The 24,058-nt window shown below is 27.6% G+C and carries 25 protein-coding genes; 5 read left to right on the top strand and 20 right to left on the bottom strand.

Going from position 1 to position 24,058, the window contains the following annotated elements; translation table 11 throughout:
• Window positions 1-54: 54 nt before the first annotated feature.
• A complete protein-coding gene (gene metA, locus CNEONATNEC86_RS07750; RefSeq protein ID WP_125148855.1) occupies window positions 55-969 on the bottom strand; it encodes a homoserine O-acetyltransferase MetA in 915 nt (304 codons plus the stop codon).
• Window positions 970-1,340: 371 nt separating this feature from the next.
• Between metA and CNEONATNEC86_RS07745 the strand changes: the two genes are divergently transcribed.
• Complete coding sequence (locus CNEONATNEC86_RS07745) at window positions 1,341-2,399, top strand: lactonase family protein (RefSeq protein ID WP_159135809.1); 1,059 nt, start codon at window positions 1,341-1,343, stop codon at window positions 2,397-2,399.
• A 19-nt stretch (window positions 2,400-2,418) separates the two neighbouring features.
• Here the strand turns inward: CNEONATNEC86_RS07745 and CNEONATNEC86_RS07740 are convergent, their stop codons facing one another.
• The 3 genes from CNEONATNEC86_RS07740 to CNEONATNEC86_RS07730 all read right to left on the bottom strand — a co-directional run bounded on the left by CNEONATNEC86_RS07740 (window position 2,419) and on the right by CNEONATNEC86_RS07730 (window position 6,663).
• Entirely contained in the window at window positions 2,419-3,531 is a 1,113-nt protein-coding gene (locus CNEONATNEC86_RS07740) for an HD-GYP domain-containing protein (RefSeq protein WP_058294674.1), read from the bottom strand.
• Between the two features lie 261 nt (window positions 3,532-3,792).
• Complete coding sequence (locus CNEONATNEC86_RS07735) at window positions 3,793-5,127, bottom strand: FAD-dependent oxidoreductase (RefSeq protein WP_058294673.1); 1,335 nt, start codon at window positions 5,125-5,127, stop codon at window positions 3,793-3,795.
• 480 nt (window positions 5,128-5,607) lie between these two features.
• A complete protein-coding gene (locus CNEONATNEC86_RS07730; protein WP_159116001.1) occupies window positions 5,608-6,663 on the bottom strand; it encodes an FtsZ/tubulin family protein in 1,056 nt (351 codons plus the stop codon).
• Between the two features lie 179 nt (window positions 6,664-6,842).
• Here CNEONATNEC86_RS07730 and CNEONATNEC86_RS07725 point away from each other — a divergent pair, with 179 nt between their 5' ends.
• Window positions 6,843-7,598, top strand: coding sequence for a helix-turn-helix domain-containing protein (locus CNEONATNEC86_RS07725; protein ID WP_058294671.1), 756 nt, complete (start codon window positions 6,843-6,845; stop codon window positions 7,596-7,598).
• 59 nt (window positions 7,599-7,657) lie between these two features.
• On the opposite strand, the gene yidA is transcribed toward CNEONATNEC86_RS07725, so the two are convergent.
• The gene (gene yidA / locus CNEONATNEC86_RS07720; RefSeq protein ID WP_058294670.1) at window positions 7,658-8,461 is read right to left on the bottom strand and encodes a sugar-phosphatase; all 804 of its coding nucleotides are present in this window, start codon (window positions 8,459-8,461) and stop codon (window positions 7,658-7,660) included.
• Between the two features lie 189 nt (window positions 8,462-8,650).
• Here yidA and ytaF point away from each other — a divergent pair, with 189 nt between their 5' ends.
• The 3 genes from ytaF (at window position 8,651) to CNEONATNEC86_RS07705 (ending at window position 11,567) form a co-directional block, all read left to right on the top strand.
• Window positions 8,651-9,274 (top strand): sporulation membrane protein YtaF, encoded by a 624-nt coding sequence (gene ytaF, locus CNEONATNEC86_RS07715; RefSeq protein ID WP_125148852.1) that lies wholly within the window; start codon window positions 8,651-8,653, stop codon window positions 9,272-9,274.
• 186 nt (window positions 9,275-9,460) lie between these two features.
• Window positions 9,461-10,510 carry an HD-GYP domain-containing protein gene (locus tag CNEONATNEC86_RS07710; protein ID WP_159135808.1) on the top strand — a complete coding sequence of 350 codons (1,050 nt, stop codon included), beginning with the start codon at window positions 9,461-9,463 and terminating at the stop codon, window positions 10,508-10,510.
• Between the two features lie 13 nt (window positions 10,511-10,523).
• On the top strand, window positions 10,524-11,567 hold the full coding sequence (locus CNEONATNEC86_RS07705; RefSeq protein WP_125148850.1) for a response regulator: 1,044 nt from the start codon (window positions 10,524-10,526) through the stop codon (window positions 11,565-11,567).
• Window positions 11,568-11,636: 69 nt separating this feature from the next.
• Here the strand turns inward: CNEONATNEC86_RS07705 and CNEONATNEC86_RS07700 are convergent, their stop codons facing one another.
• From CNEONATNEC86_RS07700 to cbiG, 15 genes are all read right to left on the bottom strand, one after another.
• Window positions 11,637-12,149: a hypothetical protein gene (locus tag CNEONATNEC86_RS07700; protein WP_058294666.1), complete on the bottom strand. Its 513-nt coding sequence runs from the start codon at window positions 12,147-12,149 to the stop codon at window positions 11,637-11,639.
• Between the two features lie 13 nt (window positions 12,150-12,162).
• A complete protein-coding gene (locus CNEONATNEC86_RS07695) occupies window positions 12,163-13,665 on the bottom strand; it encodes a cobyric acid synthase (RefSeq protein ID WP_125148849.1) in 1,503 nt (500 codons plus the stop codon).
• 48 nt (window positions 13,666-13,713) lie between these two features.
• Entirely contained in the window at window positions 13,714-14,364 is a 651-nt protein-coding gene (locus CNEONATNEC86_RS07690; RefSeq protein ID WP_058294664.1) for a Dph6-related ATP pyrophosphatase, read from the bottom strand.
• Window positions 14,365-14,431: 67 nt separating this feature from the next.
• On the bottom strand, window positions 14,432-15,499 hold the full coding sequence (gene cobD / locus CNEONATNEC86_RS07685; RefSeq protein ID WP_125148848.1) for a threonine-phosphate decarboxylase CobD: 1,068 nt from the start codon (window positions 15,497-15,499) through the stop codon (window positions 14,432-14,434).
• A gap of 19 nt (window positions 15,500-15,518) precedes the next feature.
• Complete coding sequence (locus tag CNEONATNEC86_RS07680) at window positions 15,519-16,469, bottom strand: cobalamin biosynthesis protein (protein ID WP_125148847.1); 951 nt, start codon at window positions 16,467-16,469, stop codon at window positions 15,519-15,521.
• Between the two features lie 22 nt (window positions 16,470-16,491).
• Entirely contained in the window at window positions 16,492-17,094 is a 603-nt protein-coding gene (locus CNEONATNEC86_RS07675) for a histidine phosphatase family protein (RefSeq protein WP_125148846.1), read from the bottom strand.
• A 118-nt stretch (window positions 17,095-17,212) separates the two neighbouring features.
• Complete coding sequence (locus CNEONATNEC86_RS07670) at window positions 17,213-17,605, bottom strand: bifunctional adenosylcobinamide kinase/adenosylcobinamide-phosphate guanylyltransferase (RefSeq protein ID WP_058294660.1); 393 nt, start codon at window positions 17,603-17,605, stop codon at window positions 17,213-17,215.
• Window positions 17,606-17,617: 12 nt separating this feature from the next.
• Entirely contained in the window at window positions 17,618-18,385 is a 768-nt protein-coding gene (locus tag CNEONATNEC86_RS07665; RefSeq protein WP_159135807.1) for an adenosylcobinamide-GDP ribazoletransferase, read from the bottom strand.
• 103 nt (window positions 18,386-18,488) lie between these two features.
• Entirely contained in the window at window positions 18,489-19,016 is a 528-nt protein-coding gene (locus CNEONATNEC86_RS07660) for a bifunctional adenosylcobinamide kinase/adenosylcobinamide-phosphate guanylyltransferase (RefSeq protein WP_058294658.1), read from the bottom strand.
• Between the two features lie 69 nt (window positions 19,017-19,085).
• A complete protein-coding gene (locus CNEONATNEC86_RS07655; RefSeq protein ID WP_125148949.1) occupies window positions 19,086-19,616 on the bottom strand; it encodes a cob(I)yrinic acid a,c-diamide adenosyltransferase in 531 nt (176 codons plus the stop codon).
• A 171-nt stretch (window positions 19,617-19,787) separates the two neighbouring features.
• Window positions 19,788-20,846 (bottom strand): nicotinate-nucleotide--dimethylbenzimidazole phosphoribosyltransferase, encoded by a 1,059-nt coding sequence (cobT, locus tag CNEONATNEC86_RS07650; RefSeq protein ID WP_407712872.1) that lies wholly within the window; start codon window positions 20,844-20,846, stop codon window positions 19,788-19,790.
• A 148-nt stretch (window positions 20,847-20,994) separates the two neighbouring features.
• Window positions 20,995-21,771 (bottom strand): cobalt-precorrin-6A reductase, encoded by a 777-nt coding sequence (locus CNEONATNEC86_RS07645; protein ID WP_125148843.1) that lies wholly within the window; start codon window positions 21,769-21,771, stop codon window positions 20,995-20,997.
• Between the two features lie 28 nt (window positions 21,772-21,799).
• Window positions 21,800-22,534 (bottom strand): precorrin-3B C(17)-methyltransferase, encoded by a 735-nt coding sequence (gene cobJ, locus CNEONATNEC86_RS07640; protein ID WP_058294654.1) that lies wholly within the window; start codon window positions 22,532-22,534, stop codon window positions 21,800-21,802.
• Between the two features lie 63 nt (window positions 22,535-22,597).
• The gene (locus tag CNEONATNEC86_RS07635; RefSeq protein ID WP_125148842.1) at window positions 22,598-22,942 is read right to left on the bottom strand and encodes a DsrE family protein; all 345 of its coding nucleotides are present in this window, start codon (window positions 22,940-22,942) and stop codon (window positions 22,598-22,600) included.
• The gene (gene cbiG / locus CNEONATNEC86_RS07630) at window positions 22,942-24,012 is read right to left on the bottom strand and encodes a cobalt-precorrin 5A hydrolase (protein ID WP_125148841.1); all 1,071 of its coding nucleotides are present in this window, start codon (window positions 24,010-24,012) and stop codon (window positions 22,942-22,944) included. Before cbiG ends, CNEONATNEC86_RS07635 begins: the two co-directional genes overlap by 1 nt.
• Window positions 24,013-24,058 lie beyond the last annotated feature (46 nt).

Raw genomic sequence — 24,058 nt, 5'->3', positions numbered from 1 at the left:
TTAGAAATTTCGGTTATTTCCCACTAAATTCTGATTCTACACAATATATTTAAATTATAAATCATTAAGATTATATGGTGTATTTTGGTATACACAGTAATTTAGCCAGTTACCAAAAACGATATTCGCACTGCCCCTCCATGTTTGTAGTGGCATACTATTTGGATCATCATTTCTAAAATAATTTTTAGGTATCTGTATCTCCATACCTTTTTCCTTATCACGTACATATTCTTCTTTTAGTGTTCCCCTATCATATTCAAGATGACCAGTTATAAATACTTTTCTTCTATCCTTTGTAGATACAATAAACACTCCTGCTTCATCAGATTCTGATAATATTTCAAGTTCTTTAACTTTATCTATATCTTCTCTTCTGACTTCTGTATGTCTAGAATGTGGTGCATAAAAGATATCACTTAATCCTCTTGTTAAGTCTGCTTTTTCATCTATAACATTATGTGAAAATATTCCAAACATTTTTTCTTTCAAATCATATTTAGGAACATTGAAATGATAATATAGCCCTGCTTGTGATGCCCAACAAATGTGCAATGTTGAAAATACGTTCTTTTCACTCCACTTCATAATTTCCGAAAGCTCGTCCCAATATGCTACATCTTCAAACTCCATTGTTTCAACTGGAGCTCCAGTTATGATTAATCCATCAAATTTTTCATGCTTTATATCATCAAAATATCCATAAAATTTCTTAAGATGCTCCTCTGGAGTGTTTTTGCATGTATATGTTTTAGGCTGAATTAAACTTATTTCAACTTGCAGAGGTGTATTTGATAGATATCTTAAAAGCTGATTTTCTGTAACTATTTTTTTAGGCATTAAATTAAGAATAACTATTTTTAAAGGCCTTATGTCTTGTGACATAGCTCTTTCATCATTCATTATAAATATATTTTCATTTGACAAAACTTTAAATGCTGGTAATTCTTTAGGAATTTTTATTGGCATTTATATCCCCCCTAGTGTGCTTATTGCTATATTTTTTTACAATTCTTTATGTTTATAACCTATTAAGTAAATATTATCACAGATACATATCTTTTATCAACTTTCAAAAGAAATAACAATTAAATTAGAAATTTGAAGTCCACAATAATTTGTATACACATCTTATTTATATTTATTCATAATTTTTTTTCAAAATATTATTATAATTTAATATTTTTGCACCTATATATCTATGAATTAATTGTTTTTTTATTAATCATTTAATTAAATAAATATTTTTCTATTAAACAGCTATACGCCATATATTTCTCGTAAAACTATTTATGGTATACTTTTTATATTATATATGAATCAAAAAGGGGGCATATCAAATGTTATTACATAAAAATATAATAGCAGGATTCATTGGAAGTTATACAGATAACGAAAGTGAAGGAATCTATAGGTTTAACTTAAATACTGACTCTGGGGAAATTGAAGAGTTGCATTTAGCATATAAGATTGATAATCCTACTTATCTATGTTTAGATAAAGAAAATCATATAATATATTCTTCATGCAAGATTAATAAAAAATGTGGGGTAGCATCATTTAAATATTATAAAGAAACTAATAATCTACACTTAATTAATTACAATCTTTCAGAAGACAAGCAACCTTGTCATGTAAGTATCGATTCTAACAACTCTTTACTTTTGTCTTCTAATTATCACGAAAATAAAATGATTGTATATAACACATTATGCGGCATTATCCTTAATTATCCTTTTATTGATAAGCATAGTGGCTCAAGTATAAATCCTGAAAGACAAGAAAAACCACATATACATTGTTCTATTATGACAAATGATAATAAATATATTATTTCTGTGGACCTTGGAATTGATAAGCTAATAATATCTGAAATTCAAAATAATAAATTAATTCAAAGAAATGATCTTAATATTTCTTTTCCTGGCGGAACTGGTCCAAGACATATAACTTATTGCAAATCTAAACCATTTTATTATGTATTGAGTGAGTTAACTTCTGAAGTCTTTGCATTTAAATACAATCCAGATTCAGATATAATCTTAGAAAATATTCAAACAATAAGTAACCTTTCTGAAGATTATGAGGGTAACAAATCAGGAGCTGCCATTCATATTCATAATAATGATAAATTTTTATATACATCAGATAGAGGGAATAACTCTTTGAATTTATTCTATATTGATTCTAATACTGGATTATTAAAATATATAAATAGTTTTGATTGTTGTGGAGATTCTCCAAGAGATTTTAGAATTGACCCATCTGGTAAATACATAATTTGTGCGAATGAAAAATCAAATAATTTATCTGTTTTTTCTATAAATCAATCTAATGGAGATTTAGCATTGTTAAATTCATTTACTGCTCCATCACCTACATGTATAGTGTTTGACTAAAAAATATGACATAGATTTTCTAAAAATCTATGTCATATACTATTTTTACAATAACTATAGACAGTTCTGTAATTAAATCTATTATCATATTTTCTCTGCTGGATCTTTTACTATTAATTATCTTTACTATTGGCCTTAATGGGAAGTTAGGTATTGTTTTTTCAACAACAGCTATTTCCCCTGTACTGAGTTCTACAAGGGTTCCCCTTGGAAATGGTATTACAATTCTACAAAACACATTCACCATATTATAATCAAACTTTCTTTCTGCATTACTCATTAAATATTCTAAAATATCACTTGGAAACATTGCTTCTCTTCCATTTGTATTAGTTGATAAATTATCATAAACATTTGCAATACTAACAATAGCGCTTAAATCCATAATTTTATCTCTTTTAAGACAATCTGGATATCCAGTTCCATCAACATTTTCATGATGCTGAAGAACTATTATTTTACTTAATGCACTGACATTATATGTACTTGATAAATATTTATATCCAAGCCTTGGGTGGGCATTCATTATATTTTGCTCAGTTTCTGTAAGCTTTCCCTTTTTATTTATTATTTCTTTTGGCAAATATGCTTTACCAATATCATGTAGTAATGCACCTATACAAAGCGCTTCTAATCTTTTTTTAGGCAATTTGAATGCTATACCAATCATAAGAGAAATAACTGCAACATTAACCGAATGAGCATAGATATAGTCATTATTGCTTCTTATATCTACTAATGCAAGAACTAGTTCTTCTTTTCTTAATATGTCCGTCATAATATCTTCTACCATTTTTCCAATATTATAAAAATAACTTTCTTCTTGCCATGTATAATCATTTTCTTCATTTTTAATTTTATTTTCAGGCTCTAATCTCTGGATTGTTGAAAAAGCTTCCTTAACTAAGGTTATGGTTTTTTGTCTTATCTCTGGTTTTATTACATCCTCAATTTCTTCTCGGCTGTATTTATCTACTATGTAAATTGAACTTATACCAATTTCTCTTATCTTATTTATAGTATTTTGTTTTAGCACTACACCAGCTCTTAATAATACTTTTCCACCCCAGTCATATACAGTTTTCCCCAAAACTGTATTAGGCCTTACTCTATCAATAGGGATCAGCCTCATTTATTTTCCCCCTTTAACATCCTTGTTCAATTTTCTTTTGTATGGCTCTACATAATTTCTACTAATCTAAACTAACTTTTATTGTCTACAAAGTCTATAAAATTATATTATAAAATAATTGTCGTTAACTATTACTTTAAGTTTATATTTTATTTATATTTTGTTTATATTTCGCTTTTAGGATGCCATATCATATAAAAGGGAAAATAAAAAAATCTCTCAATAATATTAGTATTCTAACTGAGAGATTTTTATCTTAAACTATTTTATTGCTTCTAGTGCTACTAAATTTAATAAGCTCCATGGTTTATTGAAATGTGGCTGGAAGAAGAAATCTGTCATAGCAAGTTCCTCCACAGTCATATTATTTTGAATTACTACTGATAGTGTATTCATAAATTGAGTTAGATCTAGATTAGAAAGTATCTGCCCTCCTATAATTCTTCGTGAATCTCTATCGTAAACAATCTTTACAGTAGCTTCATCATATGTAGGCATAAATTCTGGTCTGTAGTTATCAACTATACTTACAGCTTCAACATTATAATCTGTAGTCTTTCTTGCCATTTCTTCAGTAAGTCCTGTTGATGCTATGCATTTTTCATATATCTTAATTCCTGATGTACCTTGAGTACCTATATATTTAAGTGTTGGTTTCTCTATATTTTTCGCTACAAGAGTTCCCATTCTTACTGCATTAGTAGCAAGAGGAATATATCTTACATCACCTACAGGATTATATATTACAGAACAACAGTCACCTGCTGCAAATACATCTTCTTTGCTTGTTCTCATGTATTCATCTATAATTATTGCACCATTTTTTAATGTATCAAGCTTATCCTTTATAATTTTAGTATTAGGTGCAAATCCTATGCATAATATAACTAAATCAGCTTCGTAACTATTCTTTTCTGTTATTACTTTTGTGACTTTATTATTTTCCCCTTCAAATCTTTGAACCATCTCGCCTAAAGCAAGTTTTACTCCATGTTTTCTGAATTCTTCTTCAGCTACATTAGTTAACTCAGGATCTAAATATTTTGCCATAATTCTATCTTCTGCATCAATTAGCGTAACATTTTTGCCTTGAACTTCAAATGCTTCTGCAAGCTCTACTCCTATATATCCAGCACCTATTACAACTATATTTTTAGCACTTTTTTCTTTTTCTTGAATCACTTTTGCATGATCATAATTTTTACATAATAAAATATTATCTAAATTTATGCCTTCAAGTCTAGGAACAATTGGCCAAGATCCTAATGTTAATACTAATTTATCATAGTTATCTTCTATAACCTTATCTTCAGATAAATTTTTTACTTTTATTTTCTTATTATCAAAATCAATATCTAAAACTTCAAATCCCATCTTCATAGCTATTCCCATAGATTCTAGATTGCTTGGAGAATTATAAAATAACTTTTCTGTTTCTGTTACTACTCCACCAATACTTAATGCTATACCGCATGATAAGAAAGATACATTATCATTTTTTTCATAGACTACTATCTCAGCATCCTTATGTTCTTCTTTTAAATTTACTACAGCAGCAGTTCCTGCATGTGTACATCCAACTACAATAATTTTCATTTATTTTCCTCCTTGAATTGTCTGACTTTTATTTATATTATTTATTATACATTTGCAGACAATTTCTATACTCTCATATTAAAAATTTGAAATATTAACATATTGTTTCTTTTAATATTTATAATTATTATAGAATAATAAATATTAATTATCAATGATTATTATTTATATTTTGCTATTTTTTTAACATTCAATATATCTAATTCTTCATTGTTATTATCACCAGGTCACCTAAAATCGCCATTTTATCATATAAAAATTTATTTTTATATACACAAAAATTAATTAGTTATCAATAATTAGTTATTTTTTAAACAAAGAGCTTCTAGTAGAAAATATATGTAAACCAATTTCTACTAGAAGCTCGTATTAATTTATAATATGAATTTTTCTATTATTTTTTTATATTATATCTTCGTAAATGTCCCATATTATTCCAATCCACTTAGATAATTATAAATAAACGCCATCTTAATAAATTTATATATCTAGTATATCTGAAATAGAGTCACTAAATATATCTATTTCTTTATTATCTTCTTTTACAACATCCAAACTAACATTTTCATCAATATCTATCATTACACTTCTTTTTCTTTTTCTTTGGGATTTTCTTTTGTTCTTTTCATCTAATGACATCTTTATTAACTTAATTGCTTCTATAGGTGTCTCACATCCTCCAAGTACAACTGTATTAAATTTATCATTGTAAGTTACATATGTACTTTTATAAACTTCGAAACATTTAGCAATTTCATTTGGATTATATCCGCCCTCTTTTAAATTAATTCCCAAGTAATCACAATCGTATATATCAGGCTGTACAAATACACTATTTTTTATAGCTAAATCAATTGCTGTCTTTTCATCCTTTAAGCTGTCATAAAGCTTTAAGACTATTCCAGTACCTTCAGCTGTATTTATTCTAAATGAATCTTTATTATCTATGTTTCCATCTGGATGAATTCCTATAATGTTATAGGTTAAATCTAAGCTTTCAATTAATTCATTGTTAATTTCTTTATATGTATTCCTTTTATTATTATCAACAAATTTTACATCACTGATTACATCCATCATACTATTTATATCATTCCAACATTCAATAGTGTTTTTAAATGATAGTTCATCTTCATGAAGACTCGGAAGTATTGCTACAATATTTATTTTTGTATTTGGTATTGAAGCTTTAGCTATTTGTATAAAAGTTTTTATTGCTCCTGAGCCTGTCCCTCCTCCCATTGTTGTAAATACAACCATAGTTTCAGTTTGAGGATATTTTCTAAGTAAAGCTCCTATTGCATTTGCATTATCTCTTATCATTTCCTCAGATTTAGCTCTATCTCTACCTGATCCATCCATTCCAGGATATAAATATACATTTTTTTCGATATATGCATTTTTTAAAGGCTTAATGTCAAATAAACTACTATTTAAGAATAACCCTTTATACCTTTTGTCTTTGCTTAATAATCCATCAACTACATTTCCTGCACCTTGTCCTAATGCTACAAACAGCATTTTGCTCTTTTCCATAATACAACCTCCACTGGTAATAATTTCAAAAATATACTTTATAAAGTCTAAATTTTTATATTTAAATCATTTCATATTATACACTTTTGTGATATTATAATTCTATAATATATCCCACATACTTCCACGTCAATATGTAATTCTATTTTATAGATATTTAAGGATGGTGTAAAACTAATATGGAAAATAAGACTCAGTACATTAGTATACAAAATAATGATACAGTAACTCTTCAAGAAAAAAAAAGAAGTGGCATATTATCTTACTCGATTAATCAAGTTGCTGCATTATTAGGGGAAAGTGATAGCAAAATAAGATACTATACCAACATTTTTGATAATTTATTAAAAATTCAGGTTTCAAATAAAGAACTTATTTATACTGATAAAGATATAGATAAATTAGAATTTCTTATTCGCTTAAAAAATAAAGGTTTAACAATTAAGGAAATTCAATCATATTGTGAAGAACTTCCACTAGATGATAATGATATATCTAGGGAGACAAACACCTTATCTGTTTCTGATTTAATTTCATTGATTTCTCAATCACAAATTGATGAAATTTCAAAATTGAAATCTGAATTATTTAATTACATAGATCAAATGAAAGAGAATTTAACTAAAGATATAAAAGATTACATATGTACTGAATTATCTGAACACACTAAAAATTCTCAAACAATGAATGACGATATGGTTTCTAAAGTTCAAGATTTAATAACAGATAAACTTGAATATGAGAGTTCAAGAATGGAAGAAAACTTATCTGATTTATCTAACAATATTGAATCAAAATCCATAGAATTAAGTGATCAAGTAATCTATAGGATTAAAAAGTTTGAAAATGTGGTTGAAAAAGCTTATACAATTGAACATGAAATCGCATCTCAAAAAAGTCCAAGCCTTATAGCCAGATTATTTGGTGCTAAGTAAAAAACTTCTCGTAGAAACTGAACACAAAACCATTTCTACGAGAAGTTTTTTTATTTACTTTATAATATGAATTTTTCTATTACTTTCGCTATTCCATCTTCATCATTTGATAATGTTATGTAATTAGCAATTTCTTTAACATCATTAGTTGCATTCCCCATTGCTACTCCCATTCCAGCGTACTTAACCATAGATAAGTCATTACCTGCATCTCCGCATGCAATCATTTCATCCTTAGCTATTCCAAGATATTCTCCTAATTTTTTAAGACCTAGTCCCTTATCTACTTCTTTATTTGTAAATTCTAAGAAAAACTCTGCACTTTTGAATACACTATATTTTTCGTAAAGATCTTTTGGTAGCTTTTCTATAGCAGGATCCAGTATTTCTGCCGGATCAATCATCATAACTTTTATTATTTCCTCATTATCATCAATTTCATTAAAATCTTTTATTGTGATTTCAATTCCATTCATATCAGCTTCATATTGAGTATACTTACTAATTTTAGGTGTAATTAAACCTTCTGTGGCAGAAAATGCATGTATATTTACATTTAATTTCTTACTTATATCATATAATAATTTTAAATCTGATCCTTTTAATACTGCTTTTGATACAATCTCTTTAGTGTGTGTATTTTGAACTATTCCACCATTATAGCTAAGTACATAATCATCTTTCTTTAATAAGTTAAGCTCTTCTAAATATCTTGTTATTCCATCTATTGGTCTGCCTGATGCTAGAACTACTTTTACGCCTTTTTCTTCTGCTTTCTCTAAAGCTATTTTAGTACTTTCAGCGATTTTCTTCTCACTAGTTAAAAGCGTTCCATCCATATCTAATGCTATTAGTTTGTACATATATTTCCTCCTAATGCTATACTATATATTCTATTATGATCTTTTCTTAATTTATCACACTAACTTTATTATAATTTGAAATCTATGTTTATTCAATAAAATAAACATATTGTAAAAGTGGTTTTTTGTAACTAATGCCATCTTTTCATCATATTATGTTTGTAAATAAAAATGTCTGAGGTAAATTTTATGCTTGAATCGTTAGTATTAGTTTGTTCTTTATGTATTGATTCATTTGTTGCAAGCGTAGCATATGGTACTTCAAAAATTCATATACCAAAGCTTTCAACAATAATAATAAATTTAGTCTGCACTGGAACTTTGGCTTTTTCGTTGTTTTTAGGATCGATTGTTAAAAACTTTTTACCTGATAAAATTCCAAGTTTACTAGGTTTTACTTTGCTTATAATATTAGGTTTTTATAGGATATTTGAATATGTCTTTAAGTCATATATCTCTAAAAATCTATTACTTGATCAGCCTTTAAAATTTAAATTATTCGATTTTAATTTTGTTTTAAAAGTTTATACTGATGAAGTTAAAGCAGATTTTGATAAATCTAAATCATTAAGTCCAAAAGAAGCATTTTACTTGGCACTTGCTTTATCGCTAGATAGCATTGCTGTTGGATTTAGTTCTAGCTTATGCAACATTAACTATATTGAGGTACTAATCCTTTGTATCGTCATTGGCTTTTTAGCAATTTCAGCTGGTGTTTTTATTGGTAAAAAATTTGCTGATAAAGTTCACTTTGAACTTTCATGGCTTTCTGGAGTATTATTAATCATTTTAGCCTTTTTAAGAATTTTATAACGATCATTTACAAAATAATTCCTTATTTGTATAAATCTTTTTACTTAGTATATTTTTTTTGTTAAAATAATATTAAGGGTATGAATTTAAATAAAATGTATTTTAACACTATAACAAATTCGTCATATCCTCTGGTTATGACGAATTTTATTTATATGATTATGGTATACTGTGGGGGGAATAATTATGAAACATATATTAGTAGTAGATGATGATATTACAAATCTTAAATTTGTTGAACAATCCTTAAAACCGCATTTTAAAGTGACACTATTAACGTCAGCTGTACAAACTATGAAATTTTTACTAACACATACTCCTGATTTAATATTACTAGATATTAATATGCCTAGAGTTGATGGATTCGAAGTATTTGGTACAATTAAATCTATAGATAAATTCAAAAATGTTCCTGTAATCTTTCTGACTGTCCAAAATGATGTTAAGAGTGAACTTAAAGCTCTGAAACTAGGAGCTGTTGATTTTATATTCAAGCCTTTTATCCCTGAAATTATGATAAGCAGAATTAATACTCAATTAGAACTTGCAAGCTATAGAAATGAACTTGAATCATTAGTCTCAGAAAAGACGGCTACCATTGAAAATCTACAGGATACTATGGTTATAGGACTTGCTGAACTTGTTGAATGCAGAGACGGAGAAACTGGCGGTCATATAAATAGAACTGCAAAATATCTACAGATTTTAGTAGAAGCAGTCTGCATGAATAAATTATATACAGATATTTTGACTGATGAATATATTAATAATATGATTAGATCTGCTCCTCTTCATGATATAGGTAAAATAGGAATTTCAGATAATATATTATTGAAAAATGGCACATTTGATGATAATGAGCGTGAATATATGAAGCAGCATACCATCTTAGGTGGAAGAGCTCTTCAAAAGCTTATTGATGCTACTGATGGGGAAAGCTTCCTATACATAGCAAAAGATATGGCACTTTCACATCATGAGAAATGGAATGGCACCGGATATCCATATGGGCTCTCTGGTACAAACATCCCTTTATCTGCAAGGATTATGGCTATTGCTGATGTATATGATGCTTTAACTTCTAAACGTCCTTATAAACAAGCTCTTTCTCATTCTAAAGCTGCAGAAATAATTATAGAATCAAGTTGTACTCATTTTGACCCTAATATTGTTGGAGTTTTTAAAAGTATACATCCTAAATTTGAGCAAGTATATAAAATATATACTCAAGAATAGGAGGCAAAATATAATGTATAATTTTATTGCCCCAAAAGCAAAGGTTTTAATAGTTGATGATAATATGGTCACACTGAATTTTGAAAAAGAACTTTTTCAGAAATATAAAATGAATATTTCAATTGCAAAAAATGGTTTTGAATGTTTAGAACTTATTAAGAAAGAAAAATTTGATATAATTTTTCTAGATCATATAATGCCTGATATAGACGGAATATCAACAGCCAATAATATTAGAAACATTCCTGATGACTATTATAAAAACTTAACACTTATAGCCCTAACTTGTAATGATTCTCCAAATATACTTTCAAATTATATTAAAAATGGCTTTAATGATTTTATAAAGAAACCAATTAACAATAAGATTTTAAGCTGTGTGTTAAAGACTTATCTTCCTAGAAGTGTTATAGAAGATTGTAATATATTTAATAAAGAAATAACTAAATCTTATGACTTAAATATTCCTAATATTGATTTAAAAAACGCTTTTATTTACTTCGAAAATGATATTAATAAATATTTGTCACTTTTAACTGTAGCTTATGATGATGGCATAAATAGATGTTCACTTATTAAAAAATATGCTTTGAATAGAGATATAAAAAATTATATGATTGAGGTACACTCTTTAAAATCAGTCTGTGCCATTATTGGAGATTATAATTTATCTGATTTAGCAAGCCAACATGAGGAAGAAGCCTTAAACGGTAACTTAGAATTTGTAATAAAAAATCACGAGAATATTATTATGAAATATGAAGCTTTTTTAAGCAATATTAGACCTTTTATCATTCCTTCAAAGATTCCACATTTAAATGTTTTAAAGAAATTTAATAAAACCAAAGTACTAGATTTAATAAAGTCTCTTATAAATTCTATTGATGATTTTGATTTAGATGAATCTTTTAAATGTTTGGATGAATTATCAAGATATAATTTCAAAAAAATTCAAATAGAACTTTTAAGTAAAATTAAAGAATGTCTTAATATATTTGACTACGACTCCGCTTATACTCTTGCTTTAACATTAAATAAAGAATTTATTACTTCATAACAAAAGAGAGAGGAAAAACTCATATTCCTCTCTCTTTTGTTATGAAGTAATAAATAATATTTAATTTAACTAATCCATAAATCTTTTAAACTGAGCATCTAATTCCTCAACATTAGATTCAAGATATCTCTGAAATGATTCTTGGTCTATTGTATATGAAAAAACTTGTGATTCTAAGCTTCCTAAATATCTTCCTATAAGAGGCATAATCTCATCTTCTTCAACATTATAGACCTCTCTTAGTGCATCTATAAAAGTGCCACCTGCAAATTTTTTAAATCTTATTCTTGCTGTCGATTCTACTCTAGAAGCTTTATCGCCACCAAAAATGTCTATCTGCTCTTCTATTGATGCATACCCTTTTTTTAACATGTCAATATATTCATCAACTATTGCATCTGGAGAATTTCTTATTGTTTTTCTACCTAAAATATTTTTTAATACTTCATATGCTTTGTCTTTGCTCATCCAAAAAGCTTCTTCTAATACATCAGTTGTGGTAAAAAAGTTCTTTCCCCTTATATTATGCCTAGCTCTTTGTTCTATATATTCAAGATTTCTTTCCTCGGTAGCTGTTAGCATAAACATCACTCCCTTATATCCCTATTATCTTTCTCAATTTATTTATATCGATATTATCTTTAAAAACTTGAGCGAGTCTGTCATATTCTTTATCTTTTTTATCAATTATAATATTATCACAAGCCTCATAATCATCACTATGAATATTGCTATTTTCTCTTAAGGAGCTAATAAATGCTTTTAAAAATTCTTCTGAATCAAATATTCCATGAAGATATGTTCCAGAAACTAATCCACTTTCATCACAAACTCCAAGTATATTTTCATCTGCATCCTTTATAAATGGAATTGTATTTTTTCCAATTTTACTTATTCCATTGTGTATTTCATACCCTGAAACATCTTTTCCACGTATATCTTTTATTTTTTCTAAGTCACATACTATTTTTGCATTTGTTTGCTTTGTTATCTTTCTCTCATTAAATCTTGTCTTTATATCTAAAAAACCAAAACCTTCTTCTTCGCATATTTCTCCTTCAACACCCAATTTATCCAATATAAATTTACCAAGCATTTGATATCCGCCACATATTCCAAAAATAGGAGTTCCTTTTTCTTTTAATTCCTTTATTTTTTCAAATAAATTCTTTTCTTTTAGAAGTCTTAAATCTTCTATGGTATTTTTAGTTCCAGGAATTATTATTAGATCTGGGCTTTTTAACTTTTTAACATCATCAACATACCTTACATTCACAAATCCCACGTTTTCAAGTACATTAAAATCTGTAAAATTAGACATATGAGAAAGTCTTATTATTGCAATATCAATAGTGCCTTCTTTTTTTTCATTTTTAATTTTTTCTGTTACACTATCTTCATCTTCAATATTAAACATTTCATATGGCATAACTCCAATTACTGGTATATTAATAATACTTTCAAGCTCTTTTATTCCATCTTTAAAAAACTCTTTATTACCTCTGAATTTATTTATTATTACACCCTTAACTAATTTTTTTTCATCAGGTTTTAATAATTGAAGCGTTCCAACAATTGAAGCAAATACTCCACCTCTATCAATATCTGCAACTAAAATTACTGGTGCATTAACCCTTTTAGCCATATACATATTAGCTATATCACTATCTCTTAAATTAATCTCAGCACAACTTCCTGATCCTTCTAAAACGATAATATCGTGTTTTCTTTTTAATTTATCATAAGCTTGCTTTACTTTAACTTTTAATTCTTCATTTAGTTCTTTATATTTATATGGCTCAATATTTTTATAAACCTTACCTTCTACTATAACTTGTGTTACATTTCCGCCTGGCTTTAATAAAACTGGATTCATAATAGCCTTAGGCTCGATCTTACAAGCTTCTGCTTGAACCACTTGCGCTCTTCCCATTTCCAAATTTTCTTTTGTAACAAACGAATTTAATGAAATATTTAACGCTTTAAAAGGAGATACATTAAAACCATCATTAACTAAATATCTACATAACGCTGCTGCTAAAGTACTTTTCCCAACCGAAGATGCTGTACCCAAAAACATAATGTTTTTTTTATTCATGATATACTCCTTTCAGTATGTAACAAATATTTGATAGTATCATATAGTCTATGATACTATCAAATATCCATATTCACCTACTATTTCTTTACCTATTATATTCATTTCTATTTTTTTACTGAATATCGGTCCATCGATAACAAGTGTATGATATTCTCCGTTTTCTCCACATGGATCACATCCTAGATTTTTTATATCATCAACTAAATCATTAGTTAAAGTTTTTCCAAGATAATTTTCACTAAGTTTTTTTAAATCAACTTTTTTGATTATGGCATTAAATCCAGAATCTATAAATTCATGGGTTAATTTTTCTCTATCTTCCTGCCATAAAGGAAAATACGCCTCAACTTCTGCATTTTTGCATCTATCAATCCCCCATTTTTTATGGTGTTCTATATCTATATCACCAAATACACAAATATCTGCACCATTATTTTTTGCTTTCTTTAATGTCTTTTCGAATTCTTTTTCGTAAATCTTTTCATTACTGCATTCAATTTTGTACAAATCTATTTGTAGTGATTTAGATATATATTCAAAAATTTTCTCTGGTATTTTGTGAAAGCATGAATTATTATTTTCATCAAAAGTAACTAAAAGACCTATTATTTCATATCCTTGTTTTATCATTCTATACAATGATAATGTACTATCTTTTCCACCACTAAATGATATAACCACTTTCTTATTTTCCATCTCTTTATACCTCTACTATAATATAAATTTAACATTAAAATAACCCTTGACTTTTATAAAAATGGTGCTATGTTAATATTTCCTGTAAACTTTCTATTAACTTAATATTTTCTTCATGTGTTCTAACTGCAAATCTGTAATATTTATTATTAAGACCATTATAATTACTGCAGCTGCGAATTAATATTTTAAATTTTAATAGCTCTTCCTTGAGGTCTAAATCTCCTTTTACTTTTATAAAAATAAAATTAACACTTGGCTTAAATACCTTTAATCTTTTTATTTTTGTAAGTTCTTCATATAAATAATCTTTTTCTTTATCTATAAATTCTTTTGTATTCTTTATGTATCTTGTATCTATTAATGCACTTTTTGTAGCAATTTCAGCTAATATATTTATATTCCACGCTGGAGATACTTCAAATATCTTTTCTTTTAACATTTTATTCGATGTAAGTGCATAACCAATTCTTAATCCTGGAAGTGCAAAAAATTTAGTTAATGACTTAACTATTATTAAATTATCATATTCATTTATGTAATTTATCATTGTAAGTTTTTCTTCTATAAAATCCAAAAACGATTCATCTATTAAAAGCTTAACATTATGTTCTTTTGCTTTTATTAATATCTTAAAAAGCAGTTCTTTATCTGTTAAAACTCCAGTTGGATTATTAGGATTGCATATAAATATTAAATCTAGTGTATTATCTATAAATTCTAGAATGTCATCTTGTATCTTAAATGCGTATTCTTCTTTTAAATAATAATACCTTATACTTCCTCCTACTGAATTAACAGCTTCTTCGTATTCTGAGAAAGTTGGCGCCATTATTAATGATTTATTTGGATTTATGGCTCTGACTATAGAAAATAAAACTTCTGATGCCCCATTTCCAAGTAATATATTTTCTTTCCTTATATCTTCAACCTTACTTATGCATTCTTTTAATTCAAAGTAACTTATGTCTGGATATTTTTCAATTAATCTTATATTTTCTACTATTGCACTTCGTACGCTATCTGGAATACCAAGAGGATTTATATTTGCAGAAAAATCTATTATTTCTTTAAAATCTATGTTCTTTTCTCTGCTTATGATTTTTGCATTTCCACCATGACCAAAACTTGCCACATCAACTTCCTCCACATCTCTATCTTAAAATAAATTGTACTACAAAATTTATTAATAGTGATAATAAAAATCCTATAAATGATGATAAATAAAGAACTTTTTTTGTACGATTTACATCTTCTATTTCAATTACTTTTATTTTATCTCCAATCGTTGGCTTAACTACAAGCTTTCCAAAATAATAGTTTGCTCCACCAAGCTGAATATCTAAGGCACCTGCCATAGCTGCTTCTGGATGTGCACTATTAGGGCTTGTATGATTATATCTATCTCTCTTATAGATTTTATAACTATTTCTATAATTATATTTTAATACAAATGCCGATATAACAATTAAAATTCCTGTAAGTCTTGCTGGTATATAATTAAATACATCATCTAATTTAGCTGGAAAATATCCAAAGTCCATGTATTTATCATTTTTATATCCAAACATTGAGTCCATTGTATTAACAGCTTTATACGCCATTGCAAGTGGTGCTCCAAATATTCCTGCATAAAATAGTGGTGCTATAACTCCATCTGACATATTTTCAGCTATTGTTTCAATAACAGCTCTTATTATTCCTTCTTTGTCTAAACTTTTTGTATCACGCCCTACTATATATGACAATTGATGTCTTGCTTTTTCCACATCATCTTTTATTAAATAATTTATAACTTTAAAACCTTCCACTATCAACCCCTTGCTTGATATGCAGAAATATATTAATATTCCCTCAATTATAACGCCTAAGTATATATTAACCTTATTGAATATGTATACTAACATATATGTCGTAAAGAATGTAATTGCTACTGTAATTATCCATACAATAAATCCAGCTGTTTTTAAGTTGCTTTTTAATAGCTTTCTAAATATATTTTCTAAGCTGCTGCAAATCTTTCCTATTATTCTTACTGGATGAACTGGATTGTTTGGATCACCTATAAATAAATCTAAAATAAATCCTAATGTTAATTGTATCATTTCTTTTCTCCGTATTTTTATACTATTCTATTGGTCTTATGGAGTATATCTTATAATCATTATTATCTAAGATATCTACTATTATCTCATAACCATAACCATTTTTAGGCTGCCACTCATAAAATTTTTTACTGTCATCGTATTTGATTTCTAAAATTATGCCTATAGCTCCACCATGAATGACCCCTAAACTTGTCTCTTTATTTTCTTTAAACATATATTTTATAAGCTTATCAAAAGCTTTTTCAATTCTATTTCTAAATTCAAGTTTGCTCTCTCCATTTGGACAACATACATTTTGAGTTTCATCAATTATCCAATCTTGATATTCTTTCAAATCCTTTAAATCTTCATAAGATTTTAATTCAAAATCACCAAAGTTATATTCAGAAAATTCATTTATAACTGTATACTTCTTATCTGGACAGATAATCTCCAAAGTTGAATTTGCTCTTTTAAGTCCACTTGTAAAATAAAAATCACATTTAGGATATATATTTATATCCCTTGATTCAAGCTCTTTTCTGCCAGATTCACTTAAATCAATATCAGTCTTGCCGCAATATAGTTGTTTTTCATTACAATACGTTTTCCCATGCCTTATTAAATATATCTTCTTTTTCATAAACTTCTTATATGGCACTGTCGCATTATTTACTTCTTACTTATTCTCTTTTTAATTAAAATTTGTAAATACCACAGTATCCCATATTATCCTCCTTAAGAAAAATTTAAAAGTTATACTATTTAAGCTTTTCTGGTATTCCAAAAAATACTCTGTATACTTCCTCAGAGTGTTTACTTAAAAATTGAAGTGACTGTCCACATTCTTCTCGCCACATTCTATCTTCTTTTTTCATTGGAACAATACCACTATTTATTTCATCACAAATAATTATCTTATCATTTAAATTATCTGCATTATTCTTTATTATATCTAATGCACTAATATTATTTTTAACACATTCTTTCACAAAAATATGTAAACCACATATTACTTTTTTGTTAAAATTTAATTTTTCTATATTATCTTTATTATCTTTCCCACAAAAAAAGATTTCATCATCTTTTACCATATATTTTTCTTTGCAGAAATTAAGTTTTCCATTATATGATCCTCCAAATATTAAAATCATATTACCTCCAAATTACATAATTCCTAAAGTTATCAGACCTGCAGCTTCGCCAATAATCAAAGCAAAGCCTGCCACATCACCAGAAACCCCACCAAATTCTTTAATACATTTTCTAACTCCTACTGTTACTATAGCAGTCATAGTAAGTGGTATTATAGAATATTTTAATCCACTATTTATGAAAATACATATTGTACTTAAAATTATTACACCTATCATTATTATTATATCAACTTTATTAGTACCTTTTTTAAAATATGTCCCAAGTGAACTTTCCTTAATTGTAATTTTGCTTAGTAAAAAATACCCTGCAAGACTCCTGCTTATTACTGGAATCAATATCAATAAACAAATGATATCTCTAATGTCAATATTTTTTTCTAAAAACGAATATACTCCTGAAAATTGCAAAAAGAATAATATTATAAGACTTATTACTGCAAACGCTCCAATATGCGAATCTTTTAATATTCTAAGCTTTTCTTCTTTTTCACGTCTTGAAAGAATAGCATCACATACATCACAATATCCATCTAAATGAAGCATACCAGTTATTATAAATGGTATAATCATTATTACTGTAGTTTTAATCATAATAGGACAATTTATAATACTTAAAATTGCATAAATGAGACTCCATATGGCACCTACAATCAATCCGATAACTGGATAAAATTTCATCATATTTTTGCTGCTTTCATCATCCCATTCAATATATGGCATAGGTATTATTGTAAACATACTTAACGCCATTATAAAGCTATTGTATATTTTTCTCATTAAATTATTTCCCCCATACTTTCTTCTTGAAAAATCCATTAATATTTATATATATTACATCTATTATCATTAACAAGACTTTATTAATCTGCATATGTGAGATTTAATTCCCACCTTTATGATACTTTATATTTCCAAATGAACATTCAATTACATTTTCACATATTCGCGCTAAGTGCCTGTTTATAATCCCCAGTTCTTTTTTATAAATTTCTGTTATATCATCATATTCCATAGAATCATTAAATATGAAATCTGATACTATTATTGTATTTTCTGCTTTATTCATAATAAGATCTAATGATGTTAGGATCTTTATAGATGGATCTGTTACTATTTCATTTCCTGCAAACATCTCATTAGTTAAAAGTGATGTTATGCTATCTAAAAGAACTGTGTCATTTTCTTTTATTTCATTTACTATTTCATGTAAGCTTAGTTGCTTTTCTATTGTTATAAAATTTAAACCTTCTCTGGCCTTAATGTGATTTTTTATTCTTTCTTCATCTTCTATGTCAAATGGCTTCATAGTTGCAATATATACAGCCTTATCTTTATTTAAGCTTAAGGCTATTTGTTCACTTATGTGTGATTTTCCACTTTTAGAACCACCAATGATTAAATAATTCATAATGAATCAAATCCTATCTTTTATTATTACAATTATTTTTATCTTCATATTTTCAGTATATAATACTAATTATTTTTCTATTCCTATTCTTGATGATATTCCTCTTTCATACGGATGTTTAACTGCTTTTATTTCTGAAACATAATCTGCAAGTTCAACTAATTTTTCATCTGGTCCCCTACCTGTTAATACAACTTCTAAAGTTTTAGGCTTATTTTTTAGAAATTCCACAACTTCATCTAATGATATTAAACCTAGATTTATTGATGCAATTATTTCATCCATTATAAGAAGATCAAAATTTTCATCTATTGCTTTTTCAGTTACCTTTTTAAACCTCTCTTCATGTTCCTTTTTAGTTATTGCCTGCTCTTCTGGGCTCATAAATTTAAAAAACTTTTTTACTGGATCACCTTTAAATAAAAATATATTATCTTCTAATTTTTCTAAAGAATTTAATTCTCCACTTTCATTATCTTTTAAAAATTGAGTTAATAATACTTTTTTATCTCTTCCTGCTGCACGCACGGCAAGGCCCATTGATGCAGTTGTTTTTCCTTTTCCATCACCACAATATATATGAATAAGTCCAAGTTCCATAAAAACACTTTCCTTTCGCATTACTATATAATCAATTAATAACTATTATTCTCCTATTTTTTCACAAATATTTATTGTATTTGTACATTCTTGTATATCATTTTGCTATATACTCTTTTTTATATTTCAAAATAGCAAATACGTTTATATTAAACCTATTTGAATTGAAGCCTATATTTTCTTTTTTAGTTTATCTAAATAACTATCATCTATTTCAGCTTCTGCAAATGTAGCCATATTATTCATAACTGCACATGCTGTATCAATTACTGAAAATGCTACAGGACATCCACTTCCTTCTCCAAGTCCCATATTTAAATCTAGAATCGAACTTAAGTTTAGTTCTTTCATACCTAAAATAAACCCTATTTCTTTTGAACAATGTGATGTAAACATATAATCACGGCATTTGTTATTAAGCCTGTATGCTATTAGAGCTGCAACAACAGATATAAATCCATCAATTACTACTGGTATTTTGTATCTTGCTGCACCTAAAAATACTCCTGCCATTGCTGCAATATCAAATCCACCTAATTTTGATAAAACATCTATTGGATCTTCTTTATTAGGCCTATTTATTTCTATTGCTTTTTTAACAACACTAACCTTCTTTTTAAGTCCTTCATCTGTAAGGCCTGCACCTCTGCCCACTACGTCTTCTACCCTTGTGCCTGTTAATGCTGATATAACTGCGCTACTTGTTGTTGTATTTCCCACTCCCATTTCACCAACTCCAAGTATTTCATAGCCTTCACTTTTAGCATCACATACAGCTTCAATTCCTATTAAAATTCCCTTAACTGCTTCTTCATAAGTCATAGCAGAGCCTTTTGCAATATTACTAGTAGATTTTCTTATTTTTCTATCTATAACTTCAGAATGACTGAAATCACAGTTTATTCCAACATCTAATATCTTTAAATCTGTATTATTAGCCTTTGCAATTACTGCAACTCCTGTAAGTCCTTTAGTAAAATTTATTGTCTGTGCAAGTGTTACAGATTGTGGTGAAGAAGCAACTCCTTCTTCAACAACTCCATTATCAGAACACATTATTATAACAAGCTTCTTATTTATTGTATTTTTTACTTTTCCAGTTATTCCAGCTAATTTGATAGATATATCTTCTAACTTTCCTAAGCTATTTGGTGGCTTTGCTAGAGATATCATTCTTTTTTCAGCTTCAATAATGATCTCTTTATTTACATCATCTATTTCATTTATTATTTCTTTTAATTTTATTAATTCATTTTCCACTTCATAAGCCCCCTAAAATATGAAGCCATCTAGATAGTTACCTAAAAAGATGGTTTTATGATACTTTAACTTAATTTACATTTTATTAAATGTAATATACTTTTTTCCCAAATGTGGTTTAGCGTTGCGTAAAGTTTTCATGTACCACTAAAAAATCCACCAAACTTTCTTCATCATTAAATTCTAGCTCATAGTCAAATTTAGTTTTTTCAATTACTATTATTTTTATATTACTATCTCTTGCTGCTTTAAATTTATCAAGTACTCCCCCTTGAACACCACTGTCTTTAGTTAAAATAGCCTTAACATCAAACTGTTTAATAAAAGCTTTTTCGAGATCATATGTTATTGGTCCTTGAATTGCAATAATATCTATTATTTTTATTCCTGCATCAACTATTTTGCTTAAAACAGACGGTGAAGGTAAAATCCTATGAATTACTCTGTAATTAAAATCTATATTTATAAATTTAGTTACATTATTTCCGCCTGTAGTATTTAATACATTTCCATTTAAAGTTTTTATATATTCTATAGCTTCATCATAGTCTTTTACTCTTATTATATTGTCACAACTTATTTGCTCTAAAGCACCTAACCTTTCATATCTCACATATTTAATGTTAAGCTCTTTAGAGCACTCAATTGCATTCTTAGTTACTTCAGCTGCATATGGATGAGATCCATCAACTAAAATATTTAATTTATTATTTTGAATCCACAATTTCATTTCTTCTTTATTTAGCGGTTTTGTATTCAAATCTTTAATCTTATATTCTTTAAGTAACTGCCCACCATAAGAAGTTGCTGTACTAACTGCAATTTCATCTGTATATTTATTTATTAATGATAATATCTTCTTACCTTCTGATGTTCCTAAAATGAATCCTATCACTTTATTTTCCTCTATTTAATACTTTCTATTATTTCTTATCTCTCTTTTTATCGGAATAGCCCCTTGGTGTTATAAACTTTCCATCCTTATAGAAACTCTTAGAATTACCTATTGTAACTATAGACATCATATCTACTATTTCATCATTAAACTTACCAAGAGTTGATAATGTAATGCTTTCTCCATCTCTAAGTGCATGCTTTACAACTGCAACTGGAGTTTCATCATTTCTAAATTTTCTTATTATTTCAATACATTCCCTCAAATAATGTGGTCTGCCTTTACTTCTTGGATTATATAAAGATATTATAAAATCACCTTCTGCTGCTAACTTTACTCTCTTTTTTATATCTTCATAAGGTGTCATCAAATCGCTTAAACTTATATTACAGTTATCATGCATAAGTGGCGCTCCAACTACTGAACCTGCTGAACTTGATGCTGTTATTCCAGGAATTATTTCTACTTCTTCATCACTTTTCATTTCTAAAATAAGTCCTGCCATTCCATAAATTCCAGAATCACCTGTACTTATTATTGCAACATCTTTTTCTCTAGATATATCAAGTGCCTGTCTGCATCTAGCTTCTTCACCCATCATTCCTGTTGAGTATAGTTCTTTACCTTCTAGTAATTCTTTTATCATATCTATGTATTTAGAATATCCAACAATTACTTCACTTTCTTCAATGGCCTTTAAAGCCCTAAGTGTCATATTTTCTATACTTCCTGGTCCTATTCCAATCACTCTTAACTTTCCCATTCTATTCTCCAATCACTATAATCATGTTTTTTATCTATATAAATTTGTTTAATCATAATCTTTTTAAGGTTTTATATATGCATATCCTTCATGTTGTTTATCAACAAGCTCTAAAACGCCCGCTGGCACAACTTCTACAAATTCAATTAGTTTATCTTTTGCTAATCCATTACTCATTAATGCATTATTACAAGCTACAAATTTAACGCCTCTGTGGTGTAATGCTTTCATATTAGCATATCTTTTTTCCATATTTTTCTCGTAGTATTGTACAGCTTCACCATTAGCTAAAATTTCAATTTTTATATTTTCTCCATCTACTGAATTTAATAAATTATCTGCATTTTTTAAAACCATATTCCATTTATTCATTTCATCTATATGAAATATAACTCTTCTCTCTAACATTAATTCACCACTCCAATTGCCAACGTCATTCCTTCATGCTTAATTTTACTTATTATTACTTTAGCACTTGCAAGATCAACACATGGCTCACATACCCCTGTTACCCCTAGTGTTTTTAATACAAATTCACTTCTTTCATATTTATCCTGTACAGTTTTAATTTTTTCTCTTTCAAATGTTCTAAAAGGACATTTAAGCTTTTTAGCAGCTTCCATTATCCCCTGCTCATCTTTTTTAACATCTACAGAAACAATTTCTTTCACTGATTTTATATCAAAATTATATTTCTTTAAGCTATCTTCTATAAATTTTATTATTTTTTCATAAGGAGTATTACGTCTGCATCCTATGCCTAGGACTAAATCCTTTTTTATAAGTTTTAATATCTTTGAATAATCTAAGTTCTCTTTTTCTAAATAAGCAATTTTATTAGTCACCCAAATAGAATCTTCATTTAGTTCCTCTATTCTTTCATATCCTTTACTTATTTCTATTAAATTATATTCATCTTTAATTCCAACAGTCTTATTATCAACTAATAAAGCTGCAATATACTTCGCACTTTTTAAATTATCTATTATCAAATCATATTTTTTAGCCAAAATATCAGGGCCTATTATTCCCATAGTGTCAGTTGCTGTTGTTATAACTGGCTCTGCATTTAATATTTCCGAAACCTTTAAAGTCATCTCATTTCCTCCACCTAAATGTCCGCTTACAAGACTTACAGCATATTTTGAAGATAAATCTACTACAACTACACCTGGATCTTTATCCTTTCCCTGTAAAAGTGGTGCTATGGCTCTTACTGCAATGCCTGTTGAGGATATGAATATAATCTTAGACGAGGTATCAAAAGCTTCTTTTGTAACCTTACTCAAGTTAAATTCTTTTCCATATACTTTTATTTTCTCATTCTTATTTCCTAAGAAATCACTAATATATCCATCTGATGCATCTTTAATATAAAGAGTGCAAGCCAGTTCATTTTGAAGCTTTATTCCTAAATTTAGGCCTTTAGGTGATGGACAAATTATACTTATACTTTCTTTTTCATCACTTAACAACATTTTCTTTCACCACATTTCCCAGGAAATTATCTTGTATTAATTTCAA

The sequence above is a fragment of the Clostridium neonatale genome (assembly GCF_900465025.1).
GTDB classification, from domain to species: Bacteria; Bacillota; Clostridia; order Clostridiales; family Clostridiaceae; genus Clostridium; species Clostridium neonatale.
The sequence above is the reverse complement of the archived record's forward strand: the minus strand, read 5'-3'. Positions and strand labels throughout refer to the sequence as shown.

Bases quoted from the DNA above. Each gene is read 5' to 3' on its own strand.
- metA (WP_125148855.1), bottom strand. From the start codon at position 969: ATGCCAATAAAAATTCCTAAAGAATTACCAGCATTTAAAGTTTTGTCA.
- CNEONATNEC86_RS07745 (WP_159135809.1), top strand. From the start codon at position 1,341: ATGTTATTACATAAAAATATAATAGCAGGATTCATTGGAAGTTATACA.
- CNEONATNEC86_RS07740 (WP_058294674.1), bottom strand. From the start codon at position 3,531: ATGAGGCTGATCCCTATTGATAGAGTAAGGCCTAATACAGTTTTGGGG.
- CNEONATNEC86_RS07735 (WP_058294673.1), bottom strand. From the start codon at position 5,127: ATGAAAATTATTGTAGTTGGATGTACACATGCAGGAACTGCTGCTGTA.
- CNEONATNEC86_RS07730 (WP_159116001.1), bottom strand. From the start codon at position 6,663: ATGGAAAAGAGCAAAATGCTGTTTGTAGCATTAGGACAAGGTGCAGGA.
- CNEONATNEC86_RS07725 (WP_058294671.1), top strand. From the start codon at position 6,843: ATGGAAAATAAGACTCAGTACATTAGTATACAAAATAATGATACAGTA.
- yidA (WP_058294670.1), bottom strand. From the start codon at position 8,461: ATGTACAAACTAATAGCATTAGATATGGATGGAACGCTTTTAACTAGT.
- ytaF (WP_125148852.1), top strand. From the start codon at position 8,651: ATGCTTGAATCGTTAGTATTAGTTTGTTCTTTATGTATTGATTCATTT.
- CNEONATNEC86_RS07710 (WP_159135808.1), top strand. From the start codon at position 9,461: ATGAAACATATATTAGTAGTAGATGATGATATTACAAATCTTAAATTT.
- CNEONATNEC86_RS07705 (WP_125148850.1), top strand. From the start codon at position 10,524: ATGTATAATTTTATTGCCCCAAAAGCAAAGGTTTTAATAGTTGATGAT.
- CNEONATNEC86_RS07700 (WP_058294666.1), bottom strand. From the start codon at position 12,149: ATGCTAACAGCTACCGAGGAAAGAAATCTTGAATATATAGAACAAAGA.
- CNEONATNEC86_RS07695 (WP_125148849.1), bottom strand. From the start codon at position 13,665: ATGAATAAAAAAAACATTATGTTTTTGGGTACAGCATCTTCGGTTGGG.
- CNEONATNEC86_RS07690 (WP_058294664.1), bottom strand. From the start codon at position 14,364: ATGGAAAATAAGAAAGTGGTTATATCATTTAGTGGTGGAAAAGATAGT.
- CNEONATNEC86_RS07680 (WP_125148847.1), bottom strand. From the start codon at position 16,469: ATGATACAATTAACATTAGGATTTATTTTAGATTTATTTATAGGTGAT.
- CNEONATNEC86_RS07675 (WP_125148846.1), bottom strand. From the start codon at position 17,094: ATGAAAAAGAAGATATATTTAATAAGGCATGGGAAAACGTATTGTAAT.
- CNEONATNEC86_RS07670 (WP_058294660.1), bottom strand. From the start codon at position 17,605: ATGATTTTAATATTTGGAGGATCATATAATGGAAAACTTAATTTCTGC.
- CNEONATNEC86_RS07665 (WP_159135807.1), bottom strand. From the start codon at position 18,385: ATGAGAAAAATATACAATAGCTTTATAATGGCGTTAAGTATGTTTACA.
- CNEONATNEC86_RS07660 (WP_058294658.1), bottom strand. From the start codon at position 19,016: ATGAATTATTTAATCATTGGTGGTTCTAAAAGTGGAAAATCACACATA.
- CNEONATNEC86_RS07655 (WP_125148949.1), bottom strand. From the start codon at position 19,616: ATGGAACTTGGACTTATTCATATATATTGTGGTGATGGAAAAGGAAAA.
- cobJ (WP_058294654.1), bottom strand. From the start codon at position 22,534: ATGGGAAAGTTAAGAGTGATTGGAATAGGACCAGGAAGTATAGAAAAT.
- CNEONATNEC86_RS07635 (WP_125148842.1), bottom strand. From the start codon at position 22,942: ATGTTAGAGAGAAGAGTTATATTTCATATAGATGAAATGAATAAATGG.
- cbiG (WP_125148841.1), bottom strand. From the start codon at position 24,012: ATGTTGTTAAGTGATGAAAAAGAAAGTATAAGTATAATTTGTCCATCA.